The sequence below is a fragment of the Chryseobacterium aahli genome, assembly GCF_022699665.1.
GTDB lineage: Bacteria > Bacteroidota > Bacteroidia > Flavobacteriales > Weeksellaceae > Chryseobacterium > Chryseobacterium aahli.
Genome location: NZ_JALDNB010000003.1, coordinates 186604 through 210556 on the forward strand (window position 1 = coordinate 186604; position 23953 = coordinate 210556).

General features: G+C 35.2%; 19 protein-coding genes. 12 read left to right on the top strand and 7 right to left on the bottom strand.

Annotation, left to right across the window (positions count from 1 at the left end; all coding sequences use genetic code 11):
• Positions 1 to 14: 14 nt before the first annotated feature.
• The 3 genes from MQX03_RS06960 (at position 15) to MQX03_RS06970 (ending at position 4301) form a co-directional block, all read left to right on the top strand.
• Positions 15 to 335 carry a CCC motif membrane protein gene (locus MQX03_RS06960; protein WP_242802264.1) on the top strand — a complete coding sequence of 107 codons (321 nt, stop codon included), beginning with the start codon at positions 15 to 17 and terminating at the stop codon, positions 333 to 335.
• Positions 336 to 867: 532 nt separating this feature from the next.
• Entirely contained in the window at positions 868 to 3363 is a 2496-nt protein-coding gene (locus MQX03_RS06965) for an ATP-dependent Clp protease ATP-binding subunit (protein WP_242802265.1), read from the top strand.
• A gap of 74 nt (positions 3364 to 3437) precedes the next feature.
• Positions 3438 to 4301 (top strand): lytic transglycosylase domain-containing protein, encoded by an 864-nt coding sequence (locus tag MQX03_RS06970; RefSeq protein ID WP_242802266.1) that lies wholly within the window; start codon positions 3438 to 3440, stop codon positions 4299 to 4301.
• Positions 4302 to 4376: 75 nt separating this feature from the next.
• Here the strand turns inward: MQX03_RS06970 and MQX03_RS06975 are convergent, their stop codons facing one another.
• The 3 genes from MQX03_RS06975 to MQX03_RS06985 all read right to left on the bottom strand — a co-directional run bounded on the left by MQX03_RS06975 (position 4377) and on the right by MQX03_RS06985 (position 7075).
• Complete coding sequence (locus MQX03_RS06975) at positions 4377 to 6170, bottom strand: endonuclease (protein ID WP_242802267.1); 1794 nt, start codon at positions 6168 to 6170, stop codon at positions 4377 to 4379.
• 193 nt (positions 6171 to 6363) lie between these two features.
• Entirely contained in the window at positions 6364 to 6891 is a 528-nt protein-coding gene (locus MQX03_RS06980; protein WP_242802268.1) for a DUF4136 domain-containing protein, read from the bottom strand.
• A gap of 1 nt (position 6892) precedes the next feature.
• The gene (locus MQX03_RS06985) at positions 6893 to 7075 is read right to left on the bottom strand and encodes a DUF5522 domain-containing protein (RefSeq protein WP_229985603.1); all 183 of its coding nucleotides are present in this window, start codon (positions 7073 to 7075) and stop codon (positions 6893 to 6895) included.
• A gap of 31 nt (positions 7076 to 7106) precedes the next feature.
• On the opposite strand from MQX03_RS06985, the gene MQX03_RS06990 reads away from it, so the two are divergent.
• The 6 genes from MQX03_RS06990 to MQX03_RS07015 all read left to right on the top strand — a co-directional run bounded on the left by MQX03_RS06990 (position 7107) and on the right by MQX03_RS07015 (position 13464).
• Positions 7107 to 7433: a hypothetical protein gene (locus tag MQX03_RS06990; protein ID WP_242802269.1), complete on the top strand. Its 327-nt coding sequence runs from the start codon at positions 7107 to 7109 to the stop codon at positions 7431 to 7433.
• Positions 7434 to 7566: 133 nt separating this feature from the next.
• Positions 7567 to 8475 (top strand): 1-aminocyclopropane-1-carboxylate deaminase/D-cysteine desulfhydrase, encoded by a 909-nt coding sequence (locus tag MQX03_RS06995; RefSeq protein WP_242802270.1) that lies wholly within the window; start codon positions 7567 to 7569, stop codon positions 8473 to 8475.
• Positions 8476 to 8564: 89 nt separating this feature from the next.
• Complete coding sequence (locus tag MQX03_RS07000; protein WP_242802271.1) at positions 8565 to 9620, top strand: glucosaminidase domain-containing protein; 1056 nt, start codon at positions 8565 to 8567, stop codon at positions 9618 to 9620.
• 86 nt (positions 9621 to 9706) lie between these two features.
• Complete coding sequence (hemL, locus tag MQX03_RS07005; RefSeq protein WP_242802272.1) at positions 9707 to 10990, top strand: glutamate-1-semialdehyde 2,1-aminomutase; 1284 nt, start codon at positions 9707 to 9709, stop codon at positions 10988 to 10990.
• Between the two features lie 226 nt (positions 10991 to 11216).
• On the top strand, positions 11217 to 12461 hold the full coding sequence (locus MQX03_RS07010; protein ID WP_394801740.1) for an amidohydrolase: 1245 nt from the start codon (positions 11217 to 11219) through the stop codon (positions 12459 to 12461).
• Positions 12462 to 12723: 262 nt separating this feature from the next.
• Positions 12724 to 13464: a helix-turn-helix domain-containing protein gene (locus MQX03_RS07015; RefSeq protein WP_242802274.1), complete on the top strand. Its 741-nt coding sequence runs from the start codon at positions 12724 to 12726 to the stop codon at positions 13462 to 13464.
• A 135-nt stretch (positions 13465 to 13599) separates the two neighbouring features.
• Here the strand turns inward: MQX03_RS07015 and MQX03_RS07020 are convergent, their stop codons facing one another.
• Positions 13600 to 15438 (bottom strand): chloride channel protein, encoded by a 1839-nt coding sequence (locus MQX03_RS07020; protein WP_242802275.1) that lies wholly within the window; start codon positions 15436 to 15438, stop codon positions 13600 to 13602.
• A gap of 222 nt (positions 15439 to 15660) precedes the next feature.
• Between MQX03_RS07020 and MQX03_RS07025 the strand changes: the two genes are divergently transcribed.
• Positions 15661 to 16686: a rod shape-determining protein gene (locus MQX03_RS07025; RefSeq protein WP_242802276.1), complete on the top strand. Its 1026-nt coding sequence runs from the start codon at positions 15661 to 15663 to the stop codon at positions 16684 to 16686.
• Between the two features lie 94 nt (positions 16687 to 16780).
• Here MQX03_RS07025 and MQX03_RS07030 read toward each other — a convergent pair whose 3' ends face one another.
• The 3 genes from MQX03_RS07030 to MQX03_RS07040 form a co-directional block, all read right to left on the bottom strand.
• Positions 16781 to 17941: a hypothetical protein gene (locus tag MQX03_RS07030; RefSeq protein WP_242802277.1), complete on the bottom strand. Its 1161-nt coding sequence runs from the start codon at positions 17939 to 17941 to the stop codon at positions 16781 to 16783.
• A 194-nt stretch (positions 17942 to 18135) separates the two neighbouring features.
• Positions 18136 to 19347: a hypothetical protein gene (locus MQX03_RS07035; protein WP_242802278.1), complete on the bottom strand. Its 1212-nt coding sequence runs from the start codon at positions 19345 to 19347 to the stop codon at positions 18136 to 18138.
• Between the two features lie 31 nt (positions 19348 to 19378).
• Positions 19379 to 21982 (bottom strand): TonB-dependent receptor plug domain-containing protein, encoded by a 2604-nt coding sequence (locus MQX03_RS07040; RefSeq protein WP_242802279.1) that lies wholly within the window; start codon positions 21980 to 21982, stop codon positions 19379 to 19381.
• A gap of 197 nt (positions 21983 to 22179) precedes the next feature.
• Between MQX03_RS07040 and MQX03_RS07045 the strand changes: the two genes are divergently transcribed.
• Positions 22180 to 22857 (top strand): response regulator, encoded by a 678-nt coding sequence (locus MQX03_RS07045; RefSeq protein ID WP_129534569.1) that lies wholly within the window; start codon positions 22180 to 22182, stop codon positions 22855 to 22857.
• Between the two features lie 46 nt (positions 22858 to 22903).
• Entirely contained in the window at positions 22904 to 23935 is a 1032-nt protein-coding gene (locus MQX03_RS07050; protein ID WP_242802280.1) for a sensor histidine kinase, read from the top strand.
• Positions 23936 to 23953: the final 18 nt, after the last annotated feature.

The window sequence follows — 23953 nt, forward strand, 5'->3', positions numbered from 1 at the left end:
AAAAAAATCAAATTATGAATCAAAAACTGCCAAACGCACAAACAGTGCTAATCTTGGGAATCGTGTCAATCGTTGGAACTTGTTGTTGTACAGGTTTAGTAGGTATTATCTGCGGACTTATAGGATTAAACAAATATAAAAGTGATAAGCTTTTGTATGATCAAAATCCATCAGAATATTCAGATTTCAGCAATTTGAATACGGGAAGAATTTTATGTATTATTGGGCTTGCCTTAGGAGCAATTCAGCTTATTTATACTATTTTCATTCTTGCAACTGTAGGAGTAGACGGTTATATGCAACAATATGATCAACTAAAAAATATGGGTAGATAATCATCTTGTATAGGTTATACTAAAAGAAACCGCAGCAATGCGGTTTTTTTTATGCTTGACTATTTTCGGAAAAATCTACTAAAGCATAAGAGTAAATCTTATATTTGATTTATATTTAAAAACTTCAATTTTATTTCAGAATGAAAAAAAGCACTTTCGTTTTAGCAATCATCAGCATATTCGTGCTCACAATTGGCTCTTTTATTTTTATTAAAAGTGAAAATGATCATAAAGAATGCAGTCAGAAAATTGAATTTTCAATAGGTGAAAATGGAGAAAAAATAAAAACAGAAAGGCATATTTGTAAGGAGAAGTTTAATTTTTAGACTTGCTAATTTGAAGAAGTTTTAAAACAAATCTTAACTGAGGTAAGGGCTAAAATTCAAAATAAATAGATTTGAAATTACTATTGAATTCTAAAAACACTCACACTCTCAAATAAACCATTATTAATTTTAGTGATTGACAAAAAAAACTTATTTTAGTTACACCAAAATAAAATGTCACCACAAATATTAATATTGAAAAATAAATGGGAGTATTAGTTACCAACGAAACAGTAAAACAACTTTTTCACATCGCCCAGTCCATTGCGAGAGAGAATTACAATGCGACATACGGCGGTCCACACATTCTTCAGGCTTTAATGCATAAAGATATCGGACTCAATGAATTCTTAAAAAACATTGATAAAGATCCCGGATATTTCTACGAATGGGCAGACGTCCGAATCGAAGATTATCCAAAAACCACACATCTTCCTGCTGAGGTAGGTGAGGGCGAATTTGTAAACCAGATTCTTGAAGAGGCCGATGATATCAGGTTAAAATTAGGCTTAGATGAGATCACTCCGATTTGTATTCTGACTGCAATTGTAAAACCGCAGGTTGCTTTCACATTACAACAACTTAAGTCTTTGCCTCTTAGGGAGCACGAAATATTCAATTTGTACAGAAAAGATACGCCTTACGCTTCATCTGAAAACAGTGAAATTTCTTCACTTTTTTCTAATGGATCTGATTATTCAGACAATTCTTTTCCTTCCATTAAAAGTTATTGCATAGACCGAACTGCACAGGCAAGACAAGGAACTTTAGAAAACATTATAGGTCGTGATAAAGAACTGAGAATGCTGGTCGAAATTCTTTGTAGAAGAACAAAGCCTAACGTTATCATTATTGGAGAGCCTGGTGTTGGTAAAACCGCTTTGGTAGAAGGTTTCGCTACAGAAATTATCAAAGGAAATGTTCCGGAAATGCTTAAAAATGCTACTTTGCTAGAATTAGATACAGGAGCTTTATTGGCTGGAACTTCGTATAAAGGTGAAATTGAAGACCGTCTGAAAAAAGTAATCAAAGAGTGCAAGAAGATTGAAAAAGCCATTCTTTTTATTGACGAAATTCACTCACTTTTAGATCCAAAAGGCAGCATCGGAAATATTGGAAATATTCTTAAACCTGAATTGGCAAGAGGTGAAATTACTGTTATTGGTGCGACAACTCAAGAAGAATATAGGAAAATAATTGAGCCGGAACAGGCTTTTAACAGACGTTTCGAAGTTCTTACAGTTAATGAACCGGATGAACAAACTTGTGTGAAAATGATTGATGTTCTTCTGGATGGTTATAAAAAGCACCACGGTATCGAAGTTGATAAATCTGCACTTCCCGAATGTGTACGTTTGGCGAAAAGATATGCAAAAGGTAAAAAATTGCCGGATGCAGCAATCGATTTGCTTGACCGAACAATGGCCGCCATCAAAATGCTGGATGAACTTTCAGAAAAAGAACTTCAAGATTGGAAAGAAAATTATGAAAATATTCTGAAAGAAGAATTTTTAGACGAAAAAGATAAAGCAGATGAATTAATCTGGAATTACAATTTACTAAGAGATAAAATCAGCCCGATTTTGTGGGGATCTTTGCGAGAGCAGCCACAGATTGATAACTCTATGCCGATCGAGCATCTTCAGAAAGTCATTGCAGATACTTTTACAGAATTGATAGAACACGCTTCTACAAAAAGAGAAAAAGTTGGTAAACTTGAATTGGCGGCAGTAATGGCAGCAAAAACCAATATTCCGATTGGGAAACTTCAGGCGCAGGAAAAAGAGAAGCTTCTAAATATGGAATCTCTTTTACTAAGCAGAGTTGTTGGTCAGGATCACGCATTGAAAGTGCTTTCTGATGCCATCGTTGAAAACCGTAGCGGATTAAACAAACCCGGACAACCAATCGGATCATTTTTCCTTTTGGGTCCAACTGGAACCGGGAAAACTGAGTTGGCAAAATCTATGGCAGAACTGCTTTTCAATGATGAAAAAGCGATGGTTCGTTTTGATATGTCAGAATTTAAAGAAGAGCATTCAGCAGCATTATTGTATGGTGCGCCTCCGGGATATGTCGGTTATGAAGAAGGTGGTATGTTGGTGAATAAAATCCGTCAGCAGCCTTATACTGTAGTTTTGTTTGATGAAATTGAAAAAGCGCATCACTCTGTTTTCGATGTGTTTTTACAAATCATGGATGAAGGAAAAGTACATGACAAATTAGGAAAAGAAGGAGATTTCAGCAATGCTTTGATTTTATTTACGTCAAATATCGGAAGCGAAGAAATTGTAAAGCAATTTGAGGAAGGAAAAGTTCCTGAATCATCTTCTTTGATGCAGATTATGTCAAATTCAGGCAGATTCAGACCAGAATTTTTAGCGAGAATTACAGAAATTATTCCTTTTGCGCCAATTACAGAATCTATTGCTGAGAGAATTTTTAATATTCAGTTAAAATCGCTTCACAAATCGCTTCACAGATTAGGAATGACGCTTTCTATCACCGATGAAGCTGTGAAGAATTTAGCATTAGGCGGATTCAGCAGCAAATACGGAGCAAGACAGATTTCCGGAGTGATCAGAGCTCAGTTGGCAAGACCAATCTCAAAAATGATTGTACGGGAAGAAGTGAAATCCGGGCAAACCCTTACCGTTGATTGGAACCAAACCGATGAAAAAATTGATTGGAAAGTCGAATAATTTATTCAATTGAAAAAAATCAGGATGCTTAAACTTATTGACGCATTCTGATTTTTAAAATTAAGATAGTAAAAATGAAAATTTATTTCAATAAAATAGTATTTGCAGTCATCTTTTGTGCTTCTTTTGAAATGACATCTGCTCAGTATTTGTCGGCTAGTGACACTTCTGAAAATAGCGTAAGAAAATACAAAAATATCATCAATTCGAATAAAGACATTGTTCAGTTTATAGAAAATTCTTTAGCTAAAAAGGGACTTCCAAAACATTTGAGAAATTTGCCTTTAATTGAATCTCATTTTGATAGAAACATTACTTCTCATGCTGGCGCAGTCGGGGTTTGGCAGTTTATGACCTCTCACGCAAATCAATACGGACTTACGGCAGATCGTCGCAATGACATTTATAGAAGTACTAAAGTGGCAGTGGTTTCTTTGGGAAATCTTTATAAAAAGTACGGCAATTGGGTAACTGTTATTGCAGCGTACAATTGTGGAGAAGGAAATATAGCCAAAGCCATGCAGTCTGCCAACTCAAGTCAATATCATGTTTTCTCTAAATATTTGCCGGCTGAAACCATTAATCATGTTAAAAAATATCTGAATGCTTGCTATGCAACAGGAGAACTCAACAGTGTTTTGACCAATTACAATTCTTCAAGCATGCAGAAAGTATTTGATGCAAGATCCGGCTTGAAAGAAGAATCATCGTTATCTGAAACCGAAATTAATGCAGGATTCAGCTTAAAAATTATTGCGGAAGAATTAAAAATTAGTTTAAATGACATTCTCAATTGGAATCCTGAAATTGAAGAAGAACTTCAGACCACTGGAGAAAGTATGTTACACCTTCCAACAGATTTAATGCCTGATTTTTTATTAAAGAAAAATAAAATTTTGTCCCGCTCAATAAAAGAGGGAAACAATACTTCAAAATAATTTTATACTATACTATACTAAAACTAAAAGACTTCCCTGTAACAGAGAAGTCTTTTTTTAAAAATTAAAATAATCTTATTTCACAATAAACTTCAAGCTCGATTCATCTAATTTTAAAATATAGATTCCTTGCTGAAGATTTCGTGTTCTGATAGATTTTCCGTTTTTGAAAGGCAGATTTTCGGTTTGCATTACTTTTCCTTGAAGATTATAAATTTCGGCTTTTTGAATATTTTCAGTTTCACCTTTTACAAAAATCTCGTGATTTGAAATCGGATTGGGGTAAACTTGCAGTTCATTGGACTGCGTATTTTCTGTATTCATCACACTTTGTCTTGCAAATCCTGAAGAACAAGTCCAGCTAAGATTGTCTATGGCTACTCTGTTGCTTGATGAATTATTAACCAAGCTTACTATCACATTTCCTGAGACATTAATGTTGTTAATCGTAGTTGTTGTCGCAGTTGTACTGTAAGGAATGGTTCCTACATTTACGCCATTTACGAGCACATTGAAATTTCCGTTACTCCCACTGAATTTTAATTGCGTTGTCACAGTTAAAGAATTAATACCATTACTAAATGTGCTTGATTTCAACGAACCGTTTCTCACTGTAATTGCTTTATTTGAAATGGTTTGGTCACTTCTTGAATCTGTAGCTGTCCAGGTAATTCCGCTGTTTGTCCATGTTTTTGTTGTGTAGGAGGATGCACTAGAGCTTGGGATTGTTTCAAAAGTTTCGTTCACGCAATTCGTAGGATTTGGGTTTGTTGTTCCTGCGTTTGTGGTCGCCGAAACGGTTGAACTGTTTGCAGAAGCATTTCCTGCAGCATCTTTCGCTTTAATGTAGAAATTATAATCTGTTGAAGGATTCAATCCTGTAATTGTTGTTGAAGTTGTATTTGCATTAGATTTTAAGCTTCCATTCATGTAAACATCATATGAAGTGACGCCCACGTTGTCTGTTGCGGCAGTCCAGGTTAATGACACACTGGTGGATGTTTTTCCGGAAACGGTAAGATTTGTCACCACGGTAGGAGATTGGGTATCTTGGGTTGGAGTTTGAGATCCCCAAATCTGATTTACATAGTTTGGATTGTCAATAAAAGGATTTCTATTTCCCTGAAAAGTATATGAGGCATTATTTCTGTTGATTTCAGCCTGAGAAACCGGATCCTGATTATGCCAGGTCAGCAAAACATTCAGCTCCCAAGTCTGCAGCCCGGGAAATGCCGAGCCTCCCAACATATTTCCTGAAGAAAAACCAGATAATTGATTTTGGTATCTGGTCACAAAATAGAAAACCATTCTTGCAACATCTCCTTTAAACTCATCAATCGGCTCGAAAACTGTTCCCGAAAATCCTGAAGATGAAGAACTTCCCAGTTTTGAACCGTTTTGAGAAGTAAAAGTTGTACTTCCTACTTTCCCAAAAGGATAATTTGATCGCATTCCGTTTACCTTTCCGTCGGTGGCTCTGATGAAGTGCACATCGTTTTTCATTGGCGAAGCTTCATTAAATAAGCTTTGCGGAACGATGTGTTCGCGGTTGTAACAATTCCCTTCAGTAGAATATGTTCCACATTGGTTACCGCCAGGTGTGTAGTTGTACGGATCAGACGAGGTTGGTCTTTCAGAATAAATGTCTAAAATAGAGCCGTCATTTTCATAGTTTTTGTCGATGTCGGTAGTTTTGTATGCAGTCCAAAGTCCGCTGTAGCCTTTGTCCTGATGTCCGCTGGTGATTATTGAGCTTAAAGCGGTTTTCAAAGGTGCTCCAGTGAGTCCGTTTGCTGACGAATAATAGCCTGAAGGTGCTTGAGCATTAGCGAATTGCGCTAATACAAGGAATAAAAGATGTTTTTTCATATCTTATTTTTGTATGTGATAATTTGGTCAATGTAAAATTACATTTTTCTCGAAAGCAAATTATCAAATCCTTTTGAATCTGAATATTAAATTTCAGTAAAATTAAAATACAATTTCAATTAGGTTTTTGACATAAAAAAAGGTCAATACAAAATTTTGTACTGACCTTTTATTTTTTAGAATTTTCAAATTCTTATTTTTTCATTCCCGGAGGATAGTTAGCCATAATTTCAGCTACAATCTGAGGGATTTGTTTTTGCTTCGCTTGCGGCCTGTCAACAGAAATACCGCTTCCGATTCCCTGCCAAACTAACTTGTTGGTTTTAGAATCAATTAAATCTACGATGATTGCTCCTTCGTTATAGTTACTCGTCCAGGTTCTGTTCATACCGATTCCCCATCCGAAGCCGCCGCCCCAACCCCACATTCCGCCGGGACTGGTTGTGTTAATATCAGTGATTTTCTTGTGATTTGCTTTTACGTTGACGATCAAATCAGGATTTTCTCCAGATTGAAGGCCTTTTGTCTGCAATTGCTTAGACAATTCGTTCAAAACTCTGTCTTTATCGATATCATTCAATTTCAAATCATCAATTCTTATTTTATAAGTTTTGTAAGAAGTGAAATTTGCAGTTTCTGCATAATCTGAACGTACTTTAAAAGGACTGCAAGAAGATAAACCTAAAGTCGCTGCCAGCAAAATAAAAATATATTTCTTCATTTTATTTATTTTTTTTAATGATTTTTATAAATGTGTCTGTCTTTTTATCGTATCCGTACGGGCAGTGTCTGCAGCCGCTTTTACAGCAATATCCACGTTTCAGATGGAATTTTTCTGTGAAAACCTTGTAGCCTTGCTCGTTGTAGTAAAAGTCTTCATGTTCTTTGATGTCAAAATGCGCCATAAGTTAAATCAAAACTTTTATATTTGTTATTATGATAATTGTGTGCCAAAAGCTCCTCAAAAATACAAAAATAAACGGCATTACGCTTTATCCTTTTATTTTCATTAAAAATCCTGAAGATAAGAAGAATAGAGTGCTCATCAATCACGAAAAAATTCATCTTAAACAGCAATTGGAATTATTGATTGTCTTCTTTTATATTGCGTATGTTGGAGAGTATTATTATCATTTATTTAAACTAAAAAATGGTCATCAGGCTTACCGCGCCATCTCTTTTGAAAGAGAAGCGTATGCAAACGAGCATGATCTAAATTATCTGAAAAAAAGAAAGATATGGGGATTCTGGAAATATTTTTAATTAATTAGAAATGTTATAACGTTCCGAAGATTCCCTCCTTTGGTGGGGTGGCGAAAATTCAAAGAATTTTTGAAGGGTGGCTTAAAAAGCATATTAAAATAAACTCGTAAAACAAATATCATTTAAAACAAAGATGCTATTACAAGTTCCAACAGAAAAGATTCCAATTCAGGAAATTCAGATTAATAAAAACGTAAAACTTTTCATCAAAAGAGAAGACCTTATTCATCCTCAGATCTCAGGAAACAAATACTGGAAGATTTTTCATAATCTTAATCATTATCTTGAAACTCGACCTGAAAAACCTTTAATTATAACCTTTGGCGGTGCTTATTCCAATCATATTTCAGCAGTTTCGGCAGTTGGAAATTTATTTGGAATTCAAACTTTAGGAATTATCAGAGGGGAAGAATTAGAGAAAAAATGGACAGATAATCCGACTTTAGTTGCTGCCAAAAGAAATGGGATGAATCTGAAGTTTGTTACCCGTGAAGAATACCGACACAAAGAAAAACTGACTGAGTTTCTGCAACAAGAATTTCCTGAAGCTTTGATTATTCCTGAAGGCGGAACGAATGAAAACGCTGTTCAGGGAATCAAAATGATGATGAATAACGATACAAAAGATTTTGATTATCTTTGCACCTCAGTTGGAACCGGAGGCACGATTGCTGGGATTTCGGAGTTTTGCGAAGAAAATCAGAAAGTTATAGGTTTTAAAGTCGTTGAAGACACTTCTTTGGAAAACAGAATTTCAGAATTAACCTCAAAAAGAAATTATCATCTAACCGATGCTGCTCTTGGAGGTTACGGTAAAATAAATGATGAAAATATCCGTTTTATCAATGATTTTAAAGCGAAGTTTGCTATTCCTTTGGAACCTGTTTACACGGGAAAAATGATGCAGAAAGTTTTTGAAATGATTGATGATAATTATTTTCCTGCAGAGAGCAAAATTTTATGTTTTCATACCGGAGGTTTGCAGGGAATAGAAGGAGCCAATATGCTTTTGGAAAAACAAAATAGAAATTTAATCCTATAAAGTTGAAAAACATGAAACACTCATGTATAATTTAAGATTACAAAATAACTTTATGAGTGTTCATTTAATAATTCAAAAAAAATAGAAACATGAAAAGACTTTTCTTACTAATTAGCCTTTTAGTTTTATCAAAATTCTCAGCTCAGACCTGGACTACCGAAGATCAATATATCCAGAAATTTGCACAATATGCAGTTGAAGAAATGGAAAAGTACAAGATTCCTGCTTCAATTACGCTTGCGCAGGGACTTTTGGAGACGGGTGGCGGACAAAGCCGATTGGCTCAGGAAGGGAAAAATCATTTCGGAATAAAATGTAAGGAAGACTGGACCGGAAAAACTATGAAGCACACTGATGACGCTCCCAATGAGTGTTTCCGTGTGTATGAAGATCCGAAACAGTCTTATGAAGATCATTCAATATTTCTCACGACAAGAAAATATTACACCAAGCTTTTTGATCTTGATATGAAAGATTACAAAGCGTGGGCGCATGGTCTTAAAAAAGCAGGTTATGCTACAAATCCGAGATATGCATCAATTCTGATTGGAAAAATTGAAAGATATAAATTATATGAATTTGATGAAGTAAATTCCACAGAAGTTCTCTATGCCATTCTGAAAAAATATCCCGATCTGAAGGACGACAGAAGTTTTATGGCTCGTCTTGAACCCGCGAAAAAAGTTAAAAAAGCAGAACCGGTTACTGTGAAAGTTCCGTACAAAGCAACTTCTTATGCTCAGCAACAACAGAGAGTAGAAAGTATCAAAACCAAAGCAGAAATTCTTAATTCTATTTTAATTAAAAGCCATCCCAATGGAGGTTTGAAATATGTGGTGATTCCTGAAGATACGAATGTACAGTTTATCGCAAAAAAATTCAAAATCAGTGACAGCAAATTGACCAAATGGAATGATCTTGAATCTGATATCCTTAGAAAAGATGATATTGTATTTCTTGAATCAAAAAATTCTGAAGGAAATACGGCAACTTATAAAGCAGAATCTGGAGAAGATATGCACGACATCGCTCAGAAATTCGGAGTGAAACTTAATAAACTATACGCAAAAAACAGGATGGATGAAGGTCAAAAACCGGCTGCAGGACAGCTTATCTATCTGATTGACAAAAAACCTAGAAACTAAAATTGGTTGTTGGTTTTCAGTTGATGGTTGTTGGTTTTATTACTGATAACTATTTGCTTTAAACTAATAGCTATCAACTTACTATAATGAAATACCAAAGAAGTTCAGCTTTATTTGAAGAAGCTTACAAATATATTCCGGGTGGAGTAAATTCTCCTGTGCGAGCCTTTAAATCTGTAGGCGGAGTACCCGTTTTCATGAAATCTGCAAAAGGAGCATATCTTACAGACGCTGATGATAATACGTACATCGATTACATCAATTCCTGGGGACCTGCAATTTTAGGTCACACGCATCCTGAGGTTTTAGAAGAATTAAAAATTCAGGCAGAGAAAGGTTTTTCTTTCGGTGCACCAACGGAACTGGAAACCGAAATTGCTAAATTCATCACAGAAAATGTTCCGAATATCGACCAGATCAGAATGGTTTCTTCAGGTACAGAAGCTTGTATGAGTGCGGTAAGATTGGCGAGAGGTTTTACAGGAAAAGATAAAATTGTAAAATTTGAAGGCTGTTATCACGGTCACTCAGATTCGTTTTTGATCAAAGCAGGAAGTGGTGCGGCAACTTTTGGAAATCCAAATTCTCCAGGAGTAACGGCAGGAACGGCGAAAGATACTTTGTTGGCGAGATACAATGATTTTGAGCAGGTTCAGGATTTGTTCAGACATAATCAGGGTGAAATTGCTGCGGTTATCATAGAACCGGTTGCTGGAAATATGGGTTGTGTTTTACCAGAAAATAATTTTTTGCAAAACGTAAGAAAAATCTGTGACGAAAACGGAGCTTTACTAATTTTTGATGAAGTGATGACAGGTTTCAGATTAGCTTTTGGTGGCGCACAGGAATTGTATAATGTAAAAGCTGACTTGGTAACTTACGGAAAAGTAATCGGAGGTGGACTTCCAGTGGGAGCTTTTGCCGGAAGAAACGAAATCATGGATCACTTGGCTCCAAAAGGTGGAGTTTATCAGGCCGGAACATTGAGCGGAAATCCTTTAGCAATGAGAGCGGGTCTGAAAACTTTGCAACTCATCAAAAGCGACGAAAACTTCTTTAATAATCTGAATAAAACTACAGAAACTTTAAATTTTGAAATCGGAAAAATTTTAAATGAAAAAGGAATCGCTCATAAAATCAACAGAAAAGGTTCTATGATGTCGGTGTTTTTCCACATCAACAGAGTTTCGAATTTTGATGAGGCACAGCAGGCAAATCATTCATTATTTAATAATTTCTTTCATCAGATGCTGACCAACGGAATTTACCTTCCGCCAAGCGGTTATGAAACATATTTCATCAGCGATGCGATTAAAGATAAAGAAATTGATATGACGTTGGAAGCGGTAAGAAAATTTGAATATTCTTAAAATTAATTAATATAAATTCTTGAGGGATGAGGTGTAATGTTTCATCTCTTTTTATTGTAATAAATCGTACAGATAATGTGATAAACTATACCTCTGCGGCATTTTTCTTCTTTTTAATTTTGTATTAAATAAATTGAAGATGAATATTTCAAACAATATATCACGTAAAAATTTTCTAAAAAACTCAGCACTAGCAATGGCTGGCTTTACTTTAACACCCAATATCATGACTGCTACTTCTATTTTTACTGACGAAAATATTTCAGCAAACGGAAAATTAATTTTAAAGAATGTTCGTTTGGAAACCGGTTTTGAATATGAAGAATATGAAGTGATTTCCACAAAAACCGATTTGTTTCTGATTGAAATTGAAAACGGTAAGATCATCAAAATATCATCAAATAATCCCAACGAAAAAGCAATTGATGCAAAAGAATTTCTTATGCTTCCTGCTTTTAAAGACATGCACATTCATTTGGATAAAACTTTTTATGACGACAAATGGCAGGCGGTGAGAAAAAGAAAAGGCGGTGTGAAAGGAATGATAGAACTCGAAGAAAAACTGATGCCCGAGCTTTTGAAAACTTCTACACATAAAGCCGAAAAAATGATTGAATTGCTTCATTCCAAAGGAACTTCTTTTGCCAGAAGCCATGTGAATATCGAGCCGACTTCAAAATTAGATTCATTGAAAAATCTGCAGATCGCTTTAGAAAATAAGAAGAAAACTTTTGGTGCAGAGTTGGTGGCTTTCCCGCAGCACGGTGTTTTCTATAAAAATTCTGTTCCATATTTGAAAGAAGCCGCAACAATGGATATTGATTTTATCGGTGGAGTAGATCCTTACACGATTGATGGTGCGATTGAAAAGACGATTGATTTTACTGTACAATTGGCATTAGATCATCAAAAAGGAATTGATATTCACCTTCATGAAACTGGAGAATCTGGTTTGAAAACTGTGGAATATTTGATTGATAAAGTCATTGAAAACCCTTCTTTGAAGGGAAAAACTTTTCTGAGTCACTGTTTTGTCCTAGATAAATTAGATAAAAATAAGCAGGAAGAAATTGCAGACAAATTAGGAAATGCTCAGGTCGGAATCGTCTCCACAATCCCATTTGGAAATTTGATTATGCCGCTTCCTACATTGCAGAAACATGGCGTTACGGTTTTTACAGGAAATGACAGCATCGTTGACCATTGGAATACATACGGAACCGGAAGTGTTTTGGAAAAAGCCAATCTTTATGCACAATTGTATGGTCAGACGACTGAATTTTTATTATCGAGAAGTTTAAAATTGGCTACAGCAAATGTGCTTCCTTTGGATGATCAGGGAAAACAGCAATGGCCTAAAGTGGGAGATGATGCGAATTTGGTTTTTTTGGATGCGAGCTGTTCGGCTGAGGCAGTGTCAAGAATTTCAGACGTGAAATCACTGATTCATAAAGGGAATATTGTGTTTTAAGTTAATTAAAATTAAATATTAATAATATTTTGAAGTAAAAGAAAATACTCGACTATGAAGAAATCATAATAACTTTAAGTTATTAAACTTTATTTTTGAATGCTTTTCTGTTTTAAATTTTACTAATTTTAAAGTAAAATCATTCAGGATAAAGCATCAGTCAGAGTACTTTCCCGTTTTAGGTATTCAGGATTTCAGTGAAAACCAAAATTCTGGTGGTCAGATTTTATTTAATGAACTTCACGGTGAGCGTTCCATAGATTTGCCTCACAAACATGATTTTTTCATCATCAATATATTTGAAAAAGGGCAGGGCACTCATGTCATCGATTTTGTTTCGCATCCCATTACCAATCATCAGATCCATTTGGTCTTTCCGGATCAGGTTCATCAATGGGATATTGAGAAAGGAACGGTAGGTTATCAGTTAATGATCAGCAGAAGCTGGTTTGAAAATCTTCTTTCCTCGCTCAGGTTTTCAGCTTTATTTTATCAGAATCATCCGGTTGTTGATCTTTCTGAGGATATTTTCCAGTCTGTTTTGTATGAATTTCGATACATCCAAAAAGAAATGGAGGCACAAAATATCTTTTGGGAAATGATACAGAAACGTTGTGAAATCATCAGTTTACTCATCAGTAAATCTGTTGAGGAAGTTTTTAAAGATTACGAAACATTTCAAAATAATCCTGTCATTTCAAAATATTTAAGTTTAATTGATTTAAATTTCAAAAAGGAGCGTTCGGTTTCTTTCTATGCAGAAAAGCTTCATATTTCGGCGAACTATTTAAATATTATTTCAAAGAAAAATCTCCATACTTCTGCTTCGTCGTTGATTCAGAATAGAATTTTACTCGAAGCAAAGCGTCTGCTTAAAGTCTCTGAAATGTCGGTAAAAGATATCATTTATGATCTTGGTTTTTATGATCATGCAAGTTTTTCGAAGTTTTTTAAATCAAATACAGGGATGACACCGTCACAATTTAAGGAGAAAATTATTTAATTTAAAAAAATCCGCTGAAGTTTTTAAAGGAACATTTATTATTGTAATTTTAAAATTTAAACTACCTAAGTTGGAGCATTAGGATATTACTGTGCCTTTTGCAGTGACATTATTAGTGTGGAAATTTTAAAATTCTTACGAATAATCTTTCAGCAATTGTCTGTAGCTCGTTAATATAGCTGATTTGGAAATAAATCCTATAAATTTATTTTCTTCATCAACGACAGGAAGATTCCATGTGGAGGTATCATCAAAAGTCTGAATAATCTTCACCGGTTTATCGCTTAACATTACTACTGCTGCAGGTACTTTTACAAGTTTTGAGAGATTCAGTTTTTCGTTTTCGTTAAATAAATAAGGTCGAACGTCGTCCAATGTAAGAGTTCCCTTGAGCTGACGATTGTCATCAATTACTGCAAAATTGTTTTTTCTTCCGTTGCTGATGAGGTCATATAAATCCTGCAATGAAGCGTTTTCATTGATGGTCTGAGAATCAAAATCTATAAAATCTTTTGTTTGTAAAGAAGATAAAAGATTGCTGTCGTGTTGATGGGTAAATATTTTCCCTTGATCTGCCAATGTTTTAAGTTCCGGAGAGATCGGAGCAAACCATTTAGCAATTAAATAAGAAATTACAGCAACTATCATCAACGGAATAAACAGATCATATCCAAAACTAGATTCTGCAATCAGGAAAATTGCAGTTAAAGGAGCGTAGAGAACTCCACTCATGGCACCAGCCATTCCTACCAGAATGAGATTGGTGACAGGAACATCTGAGAAACCCAGATTTTGACAAACTACTGCGAACAGAAACCCTACAGACCCGCCCGCAAATAAAGAAGGTGCAAAATTTCCACCATTTCCACCACTGAAAATAGTAAATGAAGTGGCGAAAGCTTTGAGAAGACAAACCAAAATCAGAAATAGAATGATCGTCCACTGTTTAATTTCAAAATATCTGAAAAAGCTGTTGTGAATCACTGAGTTTACATTTCCGTTGGTGAAATCTTTAACGGTATCGTATCCTTCACCAAACAGAGGCGGGAATAAAACACACAACAAAGAAAGTACGGCACCACCGAACATTGCTTTTTTCAGTCTGCTTAGATTTAAACCATTGATAAAATGTTCAACTTTTTGTGATACCACAACGAAATATCTTGCATATAATCCGGTAATAATTCCAAGGATGAGATAATACGGGACATTTAGATAGTTGAAAGGTTCTCTCGTATAAAATCTGAATAGAATATCTTCCTGAAGTAAAATTCTGGATAGTAAACTTCCGCAGACCGCAGCAACAACCAAAGGAATGAAATCTGTAAAAACTACGCCTGTAAGCAAAATTTCGAATGCAAACATGATCCCAGCAATAGGTGCATTGAAAGCCGAAGCAATACCCGCAGTAGCGCCAGCCGCCAAAAGCAACGTGCGCTCTTTGTAACTTAATCGGTAAGTACGTGCGTAGTTAGAACCAATGGCCGCACCTGTAACAGCAATCGGGCTTTCAATTCCGGCTGAACCACCCAATCCTACGGTGACGGCACTCTGAATGATTTGAGAATACATTTTAACATTAGAAACGATACTCGAATTTTGAGCAATTTCGTATAAAATAGCACCAATTCCTTTTCTGTCTTGCCCCTTGAATATCGCAATGACAATGGCTGCTGTTAAGACAATCCCTAAAAACGGAAAGATGATGTAAAAAATAATCTGATATTCAAAATGAACATCATGAGTAATAAAATGATGAATATTATGGACAATGGTTTTTAAGATCACTCCTGCCAAACCAGCAGTACATCCTACAAGAATTCCCGACAGTACCAAAAATTGATTCCTGCTCAGACGGTTTTTCAGCCAATGCAGAATAATCTCGTAGCTGCGTGCTTTTTTGAGACCATATTGTTGAAAATCTCTTTTAAACTTTAGAAAGCTTACGTATTTTTTTTTGTTTTGGAAATTCAAATCAGTCTGAAAAATGAAATTAGTAGTTGATGATCTATTGCAAAGGTAAATAATTCTTAAGGTTTATGTGAAACAATACCAGATGCTTTTTTATTTGAAGACTTAAATATCACAATCTTTTTTAAAAAACATTTTAACGTTTGTTTAACTCCCTGGCCAATTAATTTTGATAAGTATATACAAGTAATAACCGTACATTTAGCAACTATAAATTAATGTAAGATGGGGATAGTTGATATGTTTACGGAAGAGATTGCAATTGATCTTGGGACGGCTAATACTTTAATAATTCATAATAATAAAATCGTCATAGATGAGCCTTCAATTGTCGCAATAGACCGTTTGACGGGTAAGGCAATCGCAGTGGGAGAGCAGGCGAAACTGATGCAGGGTAAAACGCATGAAAATATAAAAGTGATCAGACCTCTAAAGGACGGTGTTATTGCAGATTTTCACGCGTCCGAACACATGATCAAAGAATTTATTAAAAAAATTACTGAAATAAAGGGTAAATTTATTCGACCTGCACTGAGAATCGTGATCTGTATTCCTTCAGGTATTACAGAGGTTGAGAGAAGGGCGGTAAGAGATTCTGCGCAGAAAGTAAATGCCAAAGAAGTAATATTGATTTATGAACCAATGGCAGCAGCAATAGGAGCGGGTATCGATGTTGAAAGTGCGGAAGGTAACATGATTGTTGATATTGGAGGTGGTACCACCGAAATAGCTGTGATTGCCTTGGGCGGAATCGTGGTCGACAAATCAATAAAATTAGCAGGTGACGTTTTTACAAACGATATAACTTATTTCATACGATCGCAACATAATTTGGATATTGGCGAAAGAACGGCAGAAAGAATAAAAATTGAGATTGGTTCTGCCTTAGAAGAATTAGATTTTCCTTTAGAGGAAATTTCGGTTCGTGGAAAAGATCTTCTTACCGGGAAACCGAAAGAAATTATGGTCAATTATCAAGAGATTTTCAAAGCCCTGGACAAATCTATTATGAGAATTGAAGATGCTATTATGGAAACACTTTCAATTACTCCACCAGAATTGGCTACGGATATTTATAAAACAGGAATTTTTCTTGCAGGTGGCGGTGCACTTCTACATGGGTTGGCAGACCGTATTCACAGAAAAACAGGATTGCCTGTATTTGTAGCGGAAGACCCTTTGAGAGCTGTAGTTCGTGGGACGGGTATTGCACTTAAAAACATTAATAAATTCAGATTCTTGATGAAATAATCTGATCTAAAAATATTTGTCTTTGATGATCAAATAAAAATTCCTCAGAAAATCTCTGAGGAATTTTTTATTAAGCTAAAATTTATTTAAATTATTACAATCCAGACCAGCCCGTAGCCCAAGATGGTTCTAAAATACCGTTTCCTGCTCCGGTTGCATCAGGTTTCTTTGTGTAAGTTGTATCAATAATCGTAACGGGTGAGCCTGCAGAAGATTTTAATGAGACTTCTGTCGTTGTATTTTCAAATAAGAGATTTGTGATTCTCTTTTTTCCGTTAAAACGTGCAACGGTAGAATCGCTTTCTATGGTAACGCCTTTCGACCAATTAGAAAAAACGATATTGTCTAAGACCGCGTACGTTCCTTGTTTTAATTTGATTCCCTCAGATTCACCGGAATTGGCACCGATGAACGTGACGTTTTTGATGGTGGGGTTTGATCTTGGTGAAGCGTTATCGTTGCTGGCATTATTAATGCCTGTAATTCCCGTATTGCCTGTGCCGTCTGTTTTTCTTTTGGTATAAATATTTGAGGCATTGCCCACCCATCCGTCTTTATAGCTGAATGCGTGATTGATGTTTCCAACAGAAACTATGTTGGAAACATTGACAGTTCCACCATAAATTTCTATACCGTCATCAGCAGTATTTAAAAGTGCTACACTTTCAACCTTTGTTGCATTCCCAATTCCAAAAAGTGAAAGTCCGTTGAATTTTTTGCCAGCAGAAAATTCAGCCCCCGCATATTCAATTCGTACAAAAGTTAAAGATCCGGAATTATCGGTCGCCTCAGTTCCACCATAGATGGAATTTGCAATTTCAGAAGAGCCAGAACTTCCTGTGTTAATGGGAGCTTTTCCGCAAATGACGATTCCGCCCCAGTTTCCTGTTTCTGTGGTTTCTGATGTGAATACAACCGGAGACCCTGCTGTTCCGTTGACGTAAATTTTCCCACCTTGTTCAACCAAAATATAAGATAAAGGACCTGCTGTTGCAGTAATTTTTATCCCGGCAGGAATGACAAGCGTTCCGCCATTTTTTATAGTAACAATACCGCTGAGTTGATAAGATTTCAGTGGATCAAGCGTCACCACTTGCCCGCTTGTCACTTCACCTTTAAAATTATTAGGATCCTGAGCAATTCCTACAGTTGCTATTTCTGTAATTGTTTCTTCATCTTCACTGCATGAATAAATGATGGATGACGAGCCAATGATGAATGCAGCAATGATTAATCTAAAGTAATTTTTCTTCATAATTCTCAGGTTATTCTCCTTCAACGGTTTTTTTGTCTATCTATTTTGAATGAGAATACCAAATTACCATTTTTCTACTTAGTTTCCCAATTCAAACTGCAATGAATTTAAATCTTTATAAAAAATAACCGCGCCCGAAGAGTTAATTCCGGGCGCAGTTTTCAATTTGATATGAAGAAACTAATTACTTAATCTTATAAAGCAGAAAGAAGATTAACTCCGTCTACAGTTGCCCAAGCTCCTGCTGGTAGAGAAACTTTAGTTACTGTTGTTGCGTTCGTGAAAGTTTTTCCTCCATTTGTTGCAGCATAACCCCAAACTCCTGAGTTATCAGAGTTTACATAGTTTAATGGAGATACAACAACTTTACTTGGGGTTGCGTTTACCTGGCTAGCATTGGTAGCATCATCTTGGATAAGAACCGCATAAGCGCTTTTACCTCCCATGTTTTTATATCCGCTGATGTAAACATTACTGAAGATACCAGTTCCTTGTCTCTTAAATTGGATTGCAGAAATTTCTACTGAACCTGCAACTTCTGGGTTTGTATTTGTATCTCTGATAAGAGTGATGTTAGAGATTTTCGGAGCAGTATTGTCAATATTTGCTGAAGCTTCTATTTCCATACCGAAGTTTCCTGTAACAGTTTGGAATGCAAACCAGTTGCTGTTATTTTGTCCGCTCCAAGCATCTTGCCAGTCAAAAGAATCGTCATAGTTACCATAAGCTACTAAATTCTTAGCACTTACTGTACCTCCGAAGAATTCAAAACCGTCATCAGTACCTTTATAAGCTACAAGGTTTTCTAAAATTGTACCATCACCTACCGCATAGAATGTGAAAGAATTGGTTTCTGATGTACCATCACCAATTTTTTTACCTGCATATTCTGTACGCACATATTGAAGGATTCCTGAGCTGAAGTTAGCATCTGTACCACCATAAGTAATAGTGTTTCCATCTTCTGACATTGCAGTAGCATTTCCGTTAACAGCTTTGATAGGAGCTTTACCATAGATGGTGATTCCTCCCCAACCTCCTGGAGTTTTATTAGCTGTAGTGAATACAATTGGTTCACTTGCAGATCCTGTAGCAATCAACTTTCCTCCCTGTAGAATAACCAAACTAGTTGTAGTTGTAGTAGAAGCAATAAATTTTGCACCAGCCTCAATCGTAAGGGTAGCACCGTCTGCCACTTTTACAATACCTTCTAATGTATAGTTTCCTTTTTTTACAGTCAAATTACCTGTGATTAAGTTTGGTAATTTTGATCCATCAGGAAGAACACCTGAAGTAGCTCCTGGAGCAGTTACTACACCATCAGTACCATCATTTACTTCTATTGTACAAGAAGAAACACTTAAAAGTAAAGTCAGTGATAATAGAGTTAAAAGATTTGTTTTCATTTTATATTAAGATTTAATTATTAAAAAAATTTTAGAATGTATATCCAACAGTGAAGTTGAACGATACACCATTGAAATAGCTGTTAAAAGCATAATTGTTATTAGTTTGTACAGGGTAGTAACTTTCGTCACCCAGTTCTACACGATATTTGCTGTCTAGAATGTTTTGCACTGCCAATTTTACATTCCAGTTTTTTGTAAGCTGGTTTTGATACACAAAATCTAAAAGATGATAAGGTCTTTCGAAATAATTGTCTGAACCAGAACTGCCAACAGCATATATTTTTGATCCTGAAACGTTGTAAACTATAGACAATGTTTGGCTAAGGTTATTAGAATTTTTGTATTCGTATTTCAAATCTGCATTTACTGTATATGGTGCAGCACCTTGAAGACCTCTTTTATTTAATGCACCAGAATAATTTTTAACGTCTGGTTTTTCTAGTAATAACTGTTCTGCACTTCTTTCTACATCAGAATACATGATTGTAGCATTAGCACCAAAAGTAAATTTACTTAAAGCGTCAGAAATTCTGCCTAAACTTACTATTCCTTCCAATTCTACTCCTGCAAGGGTAGCTTTTTTTGCATTTAAGAACGTGATATCCATACCACTTGCGTTACCTGTAGTTACAAAAGAACGTTCGATAGCGTTGTCTATTCTTTTAGCAAATAAGTTAACGGCAAACATTTCCTTAGCAGAAGGGAAGTATTCCCATTTCAAATCTGCATTGTAATTTTCACTATTCTTGATATTGGCATTACCAATAATTGTTGTATTATCCGGATTGATATACTGTAATGGCATTGTTTCGATCAAAACAGGTCTTGTGATTGTTTTGCTTACAGATAATCTTAAGTTACTTCTATCAGTTAATGCTTTTTTGATAGATAATGAAGGTAAGAAGTAATAATTATTAGGTGTTAGGTTTTTTGTATTAGAATCACCGATATTGTTATAACGGACTATTCTCATGTCATTTTCTATTCTTCCACCTACCAAAATATCCCAAGTGTCGTTTGGTTTGTAATCAAAATTTAAGTAACCTGCATTTACAAATTGATAAATATTTGACTTGTAATTATATTTGTCAGAACCTTCACTATAATAAAGACTGCCGTTTGAGATTGAGTTATTTAGAGTAGCTTGTGGCTGATCTATGTTGATTGCCACAGATGTACTTCCAGTTCCAGGATTACCGAAAATAAAACGGTAAGAATTTTTTCTTAAATCTGCAAAACCATTGTATCCTACAGATAACTGTAATGGGTAATCTTTTCTTTCTCCTTTTTCACCAAGGAAAACAGAATATTCTCCGTAAGCTGAACCGTAAAATTTACCGTCAACATCTAGATACTGTCTGATAAAGCTATTTCCACCGTAAGAAATTAATGCATTGTTGTAATCATCAGGAGCAGTAAGTTCGAAAATTTTTCTGTCCGGCTGGCTATAATTATTCATTACATAACTACCTCCAGCTTTGAACTGATGTCTCTGACCAATTTTCTGTGAAGCTGTTAATTGTAAATCTAAAAATCTTGAAATGTCCTGCTGATTGCTTCTAAAGAAACGTACATCTTGATTACTGAAATTTTTATAACCTAAATAATCTTCAATGATATTCGATGAATTTTGCAAGTATATTGCGTTCAAATTTACATTTGTACCTTTATTCTTATAACCTAAACCTAACAATGCTGAAGATTCAGTTTCGTATTCAAAGCTTTTTTTACTTAGTAAGTTACTCAACTGTATTACGCCACCATTATCTCTAAATTGATTATTCTCACCTTCTCTGTAAGAATATTTCGCTGATTGATTTAAAGAAAATAAAATACCGATATTTCCTGTTTCACCGGCTTTCAATTTTTGTGCGGTAGTAAAGCCAATGCTTGTATTAGGCATAGATTTCACATTGTCAACATTCCAAGAATCTTTGAATGAATTTAATGACTGTTCTTTTGAAAATTGATAACCGTTTGGGCTAGAATCTCTCACTTCACTTGGCAATCTTCGGTCTTGAGAATTTAATCCCAAATATCCTTTCATGCCATCAGTACCTTCAGCTATTTTAAAGTTATTTCTAAAAGTGCTCAGTGTGTTAAAACCAACACTGAATTCTACTTTAGAAAAAGATCGATCCATTGTCAGTGTTTCGATATCGAAAGTTGCACCGGCAAAATCTCCGTAAAGATTTGAGTTGAATGTTTTATAGATATTAAGTTTACCTACAACGTCTGTCGGGAATTGCTTCAAAGCAATGATTTTTTGAAAAGGGTTGTTTGATGGTGATCCTAATCCGTTGATCAAAAGGTAATTGTATCTTTCCTCAAGTCCACGTACGAAAAGACCACGCCCATCAACCGTTGTTATACCGGTAACTTTCGTAAGCCCTTGCTCAACATTAGAGATACCTTTTCTTGATATTTCTTCTGCACTGATCGCCTGTTTTTGGATGATCGCTCTTTTTTGTTCACCTAAGACTGCAGTTTCAGTCTTCTTATTAGTACTTCCTTGAATTACTACTCCTTCAATTGCCTTTTCTTTCTTTACCGTATCTTGCACTTTCTCTTGAGCATAGAATACAGATCCAGATAAAAATAAGACTGCAATGCTGAGTTTATAAATTTTCATTATTTTACTTCCTTTAGTTTGTAGATTCTTTCGGTGCAAAGGAATAAAACAAATGGGTTGCAATTGGTTTAGTTAATTTTAAATATTTCTTAACTAAACATTACGAAATAGCCTTTAATATTAAGTTTATGTGAATGAAAACGAATTATCAATCATGTTGCTTAAATTTTGTTAACTTTGAAATGTAAAAATTGAAAATGAACCAAAAAAAGATTCTATTAATTGATGATGAACTGGATATTCTCGAAATTCTTTCATACAATTTAGAAAAAGAAGGCTACGATGTTACTACCGCTACAAACGGAAACGAAGGTATAGAGAAAGCCAAAGAAATTATCCCGGATCTTATCTTATTAGATGTCATGATGCCAGAAAAAGACGGTATCGAAACTTGTCAGGAATTGCGTAAAATAAAAGAACTTCAAAAAAGTTTGATCGTTTTTCTTTCTGCAAGAAGTGAAGAGTTTTCTCAGTTGGCAGGTTTTCAGGCAGGAGCTAATGATTATATCGTAAAGTTGATTAAACCGAAAATTCTGATTTCAAAAGTAAACGCTTTGTTACAGTTGACTTCTCTGGTTTCTGATAATGCAAAACTCATTGAAGTTGGAGATTTGATAATAGATAAGGACAACTTTAGAGTTTCAAAAAGCGGACAGCAGTTTTTACTTCCAAAGAAAGAATTTGATCTTTTATATCTTTTAGCTTCAAACACTGAGAAAGTATTCAAAAGAGAAGAGATTTTAGAAAGAGTTTGGGGAAATGATGTGATTGTGGGCGAAAGAACGATTGACGTACACATCAGAAGACTAAGAGAAAAATTAGGAATCAATACCATTCAGACTTTAAAAGGAATTGGATATAAATTGATTGTTTAATTCAAAAATCCTATCTTTACTTATAACCCCTTAAATATTTGTAAAATTGAAATTTTACAGACTTAGTTTCATCTCATCATGTCTATTGACATTGGTGATGTTGGTTTTGGTCGTCATTTTTGATGCCCTGAACGAAAAATATGACCACAACTCATTTTTTAAAATAGGTTTTATCATCTGTGTCTTGGTCATGTTTGTCGTCAATTATGTAGTTCTCGAATTACTTTTCAGTTACTATGCCAAAAAGCAGGTAAGAAATATCTCCAAAATTTTGCCGGAAGAGATTGTTTACGACAATCAGGAAAACATCACCTTAAAAGAATTGGGAGAAAGATTCTCCGACTTCAACCAGCAAAAAGTTACTGAGATGGAAGTGATGAAAAAGATGGAAAGTTACCGTAAAGAATACATCGGAAACGTTTCTCATGAGCTAAAAACTCCTCTTTTTTCAATTCAGGGATACGTAGAAACCTTGAGTGAAGGCGGCGTAGAAAATCTGAACATCAGAGACAAATATCTTGAAAGAATCGGTATCTCAGTTGAAAGATTGATTGCAATCGTCAATGATTTGGATATGATTAATAGGCTGGAAGCAGGAGAAATAGATGTTACCGTTTCAAAATTTGATGTTAATATCCTGGTTAAAGAAATTTTCGACCTTCTTGATTTGGAAGCTGAGAAAAATAATACTGTTCTGCAATTACAGACTTTGCACAGTCAGATATTTGTAGAGGCCGACAAACAAAAGATATCACAGGTTTTCATCAACCTCATTTCAAACGCAATACATTACGCCAACAGACAGGAAGCGAAGGTTGTCGTTAAAACAAGTGTTCTCAGAAACAAAGTCCTAATCGAAGTGATCGACAACGGAATGGGAATTAAAGAAGAACTTCTCCCAAGAATCTTCGAGCGTTTTTACCGTGTAGAAACCAGCCGAAGCCGACGACAGGGTGGTTCAGGTTTAGGCTTGGCCATCGTGAAACATATATTAGAAGCTCATAACGAAAACATTACGGTAGAAAGTGTGTATCTTGAAGGCACCAAATTCAGTTTTATGCTCGAAAAAAGCAAATAAGCCGGGTAAAATGTAAGC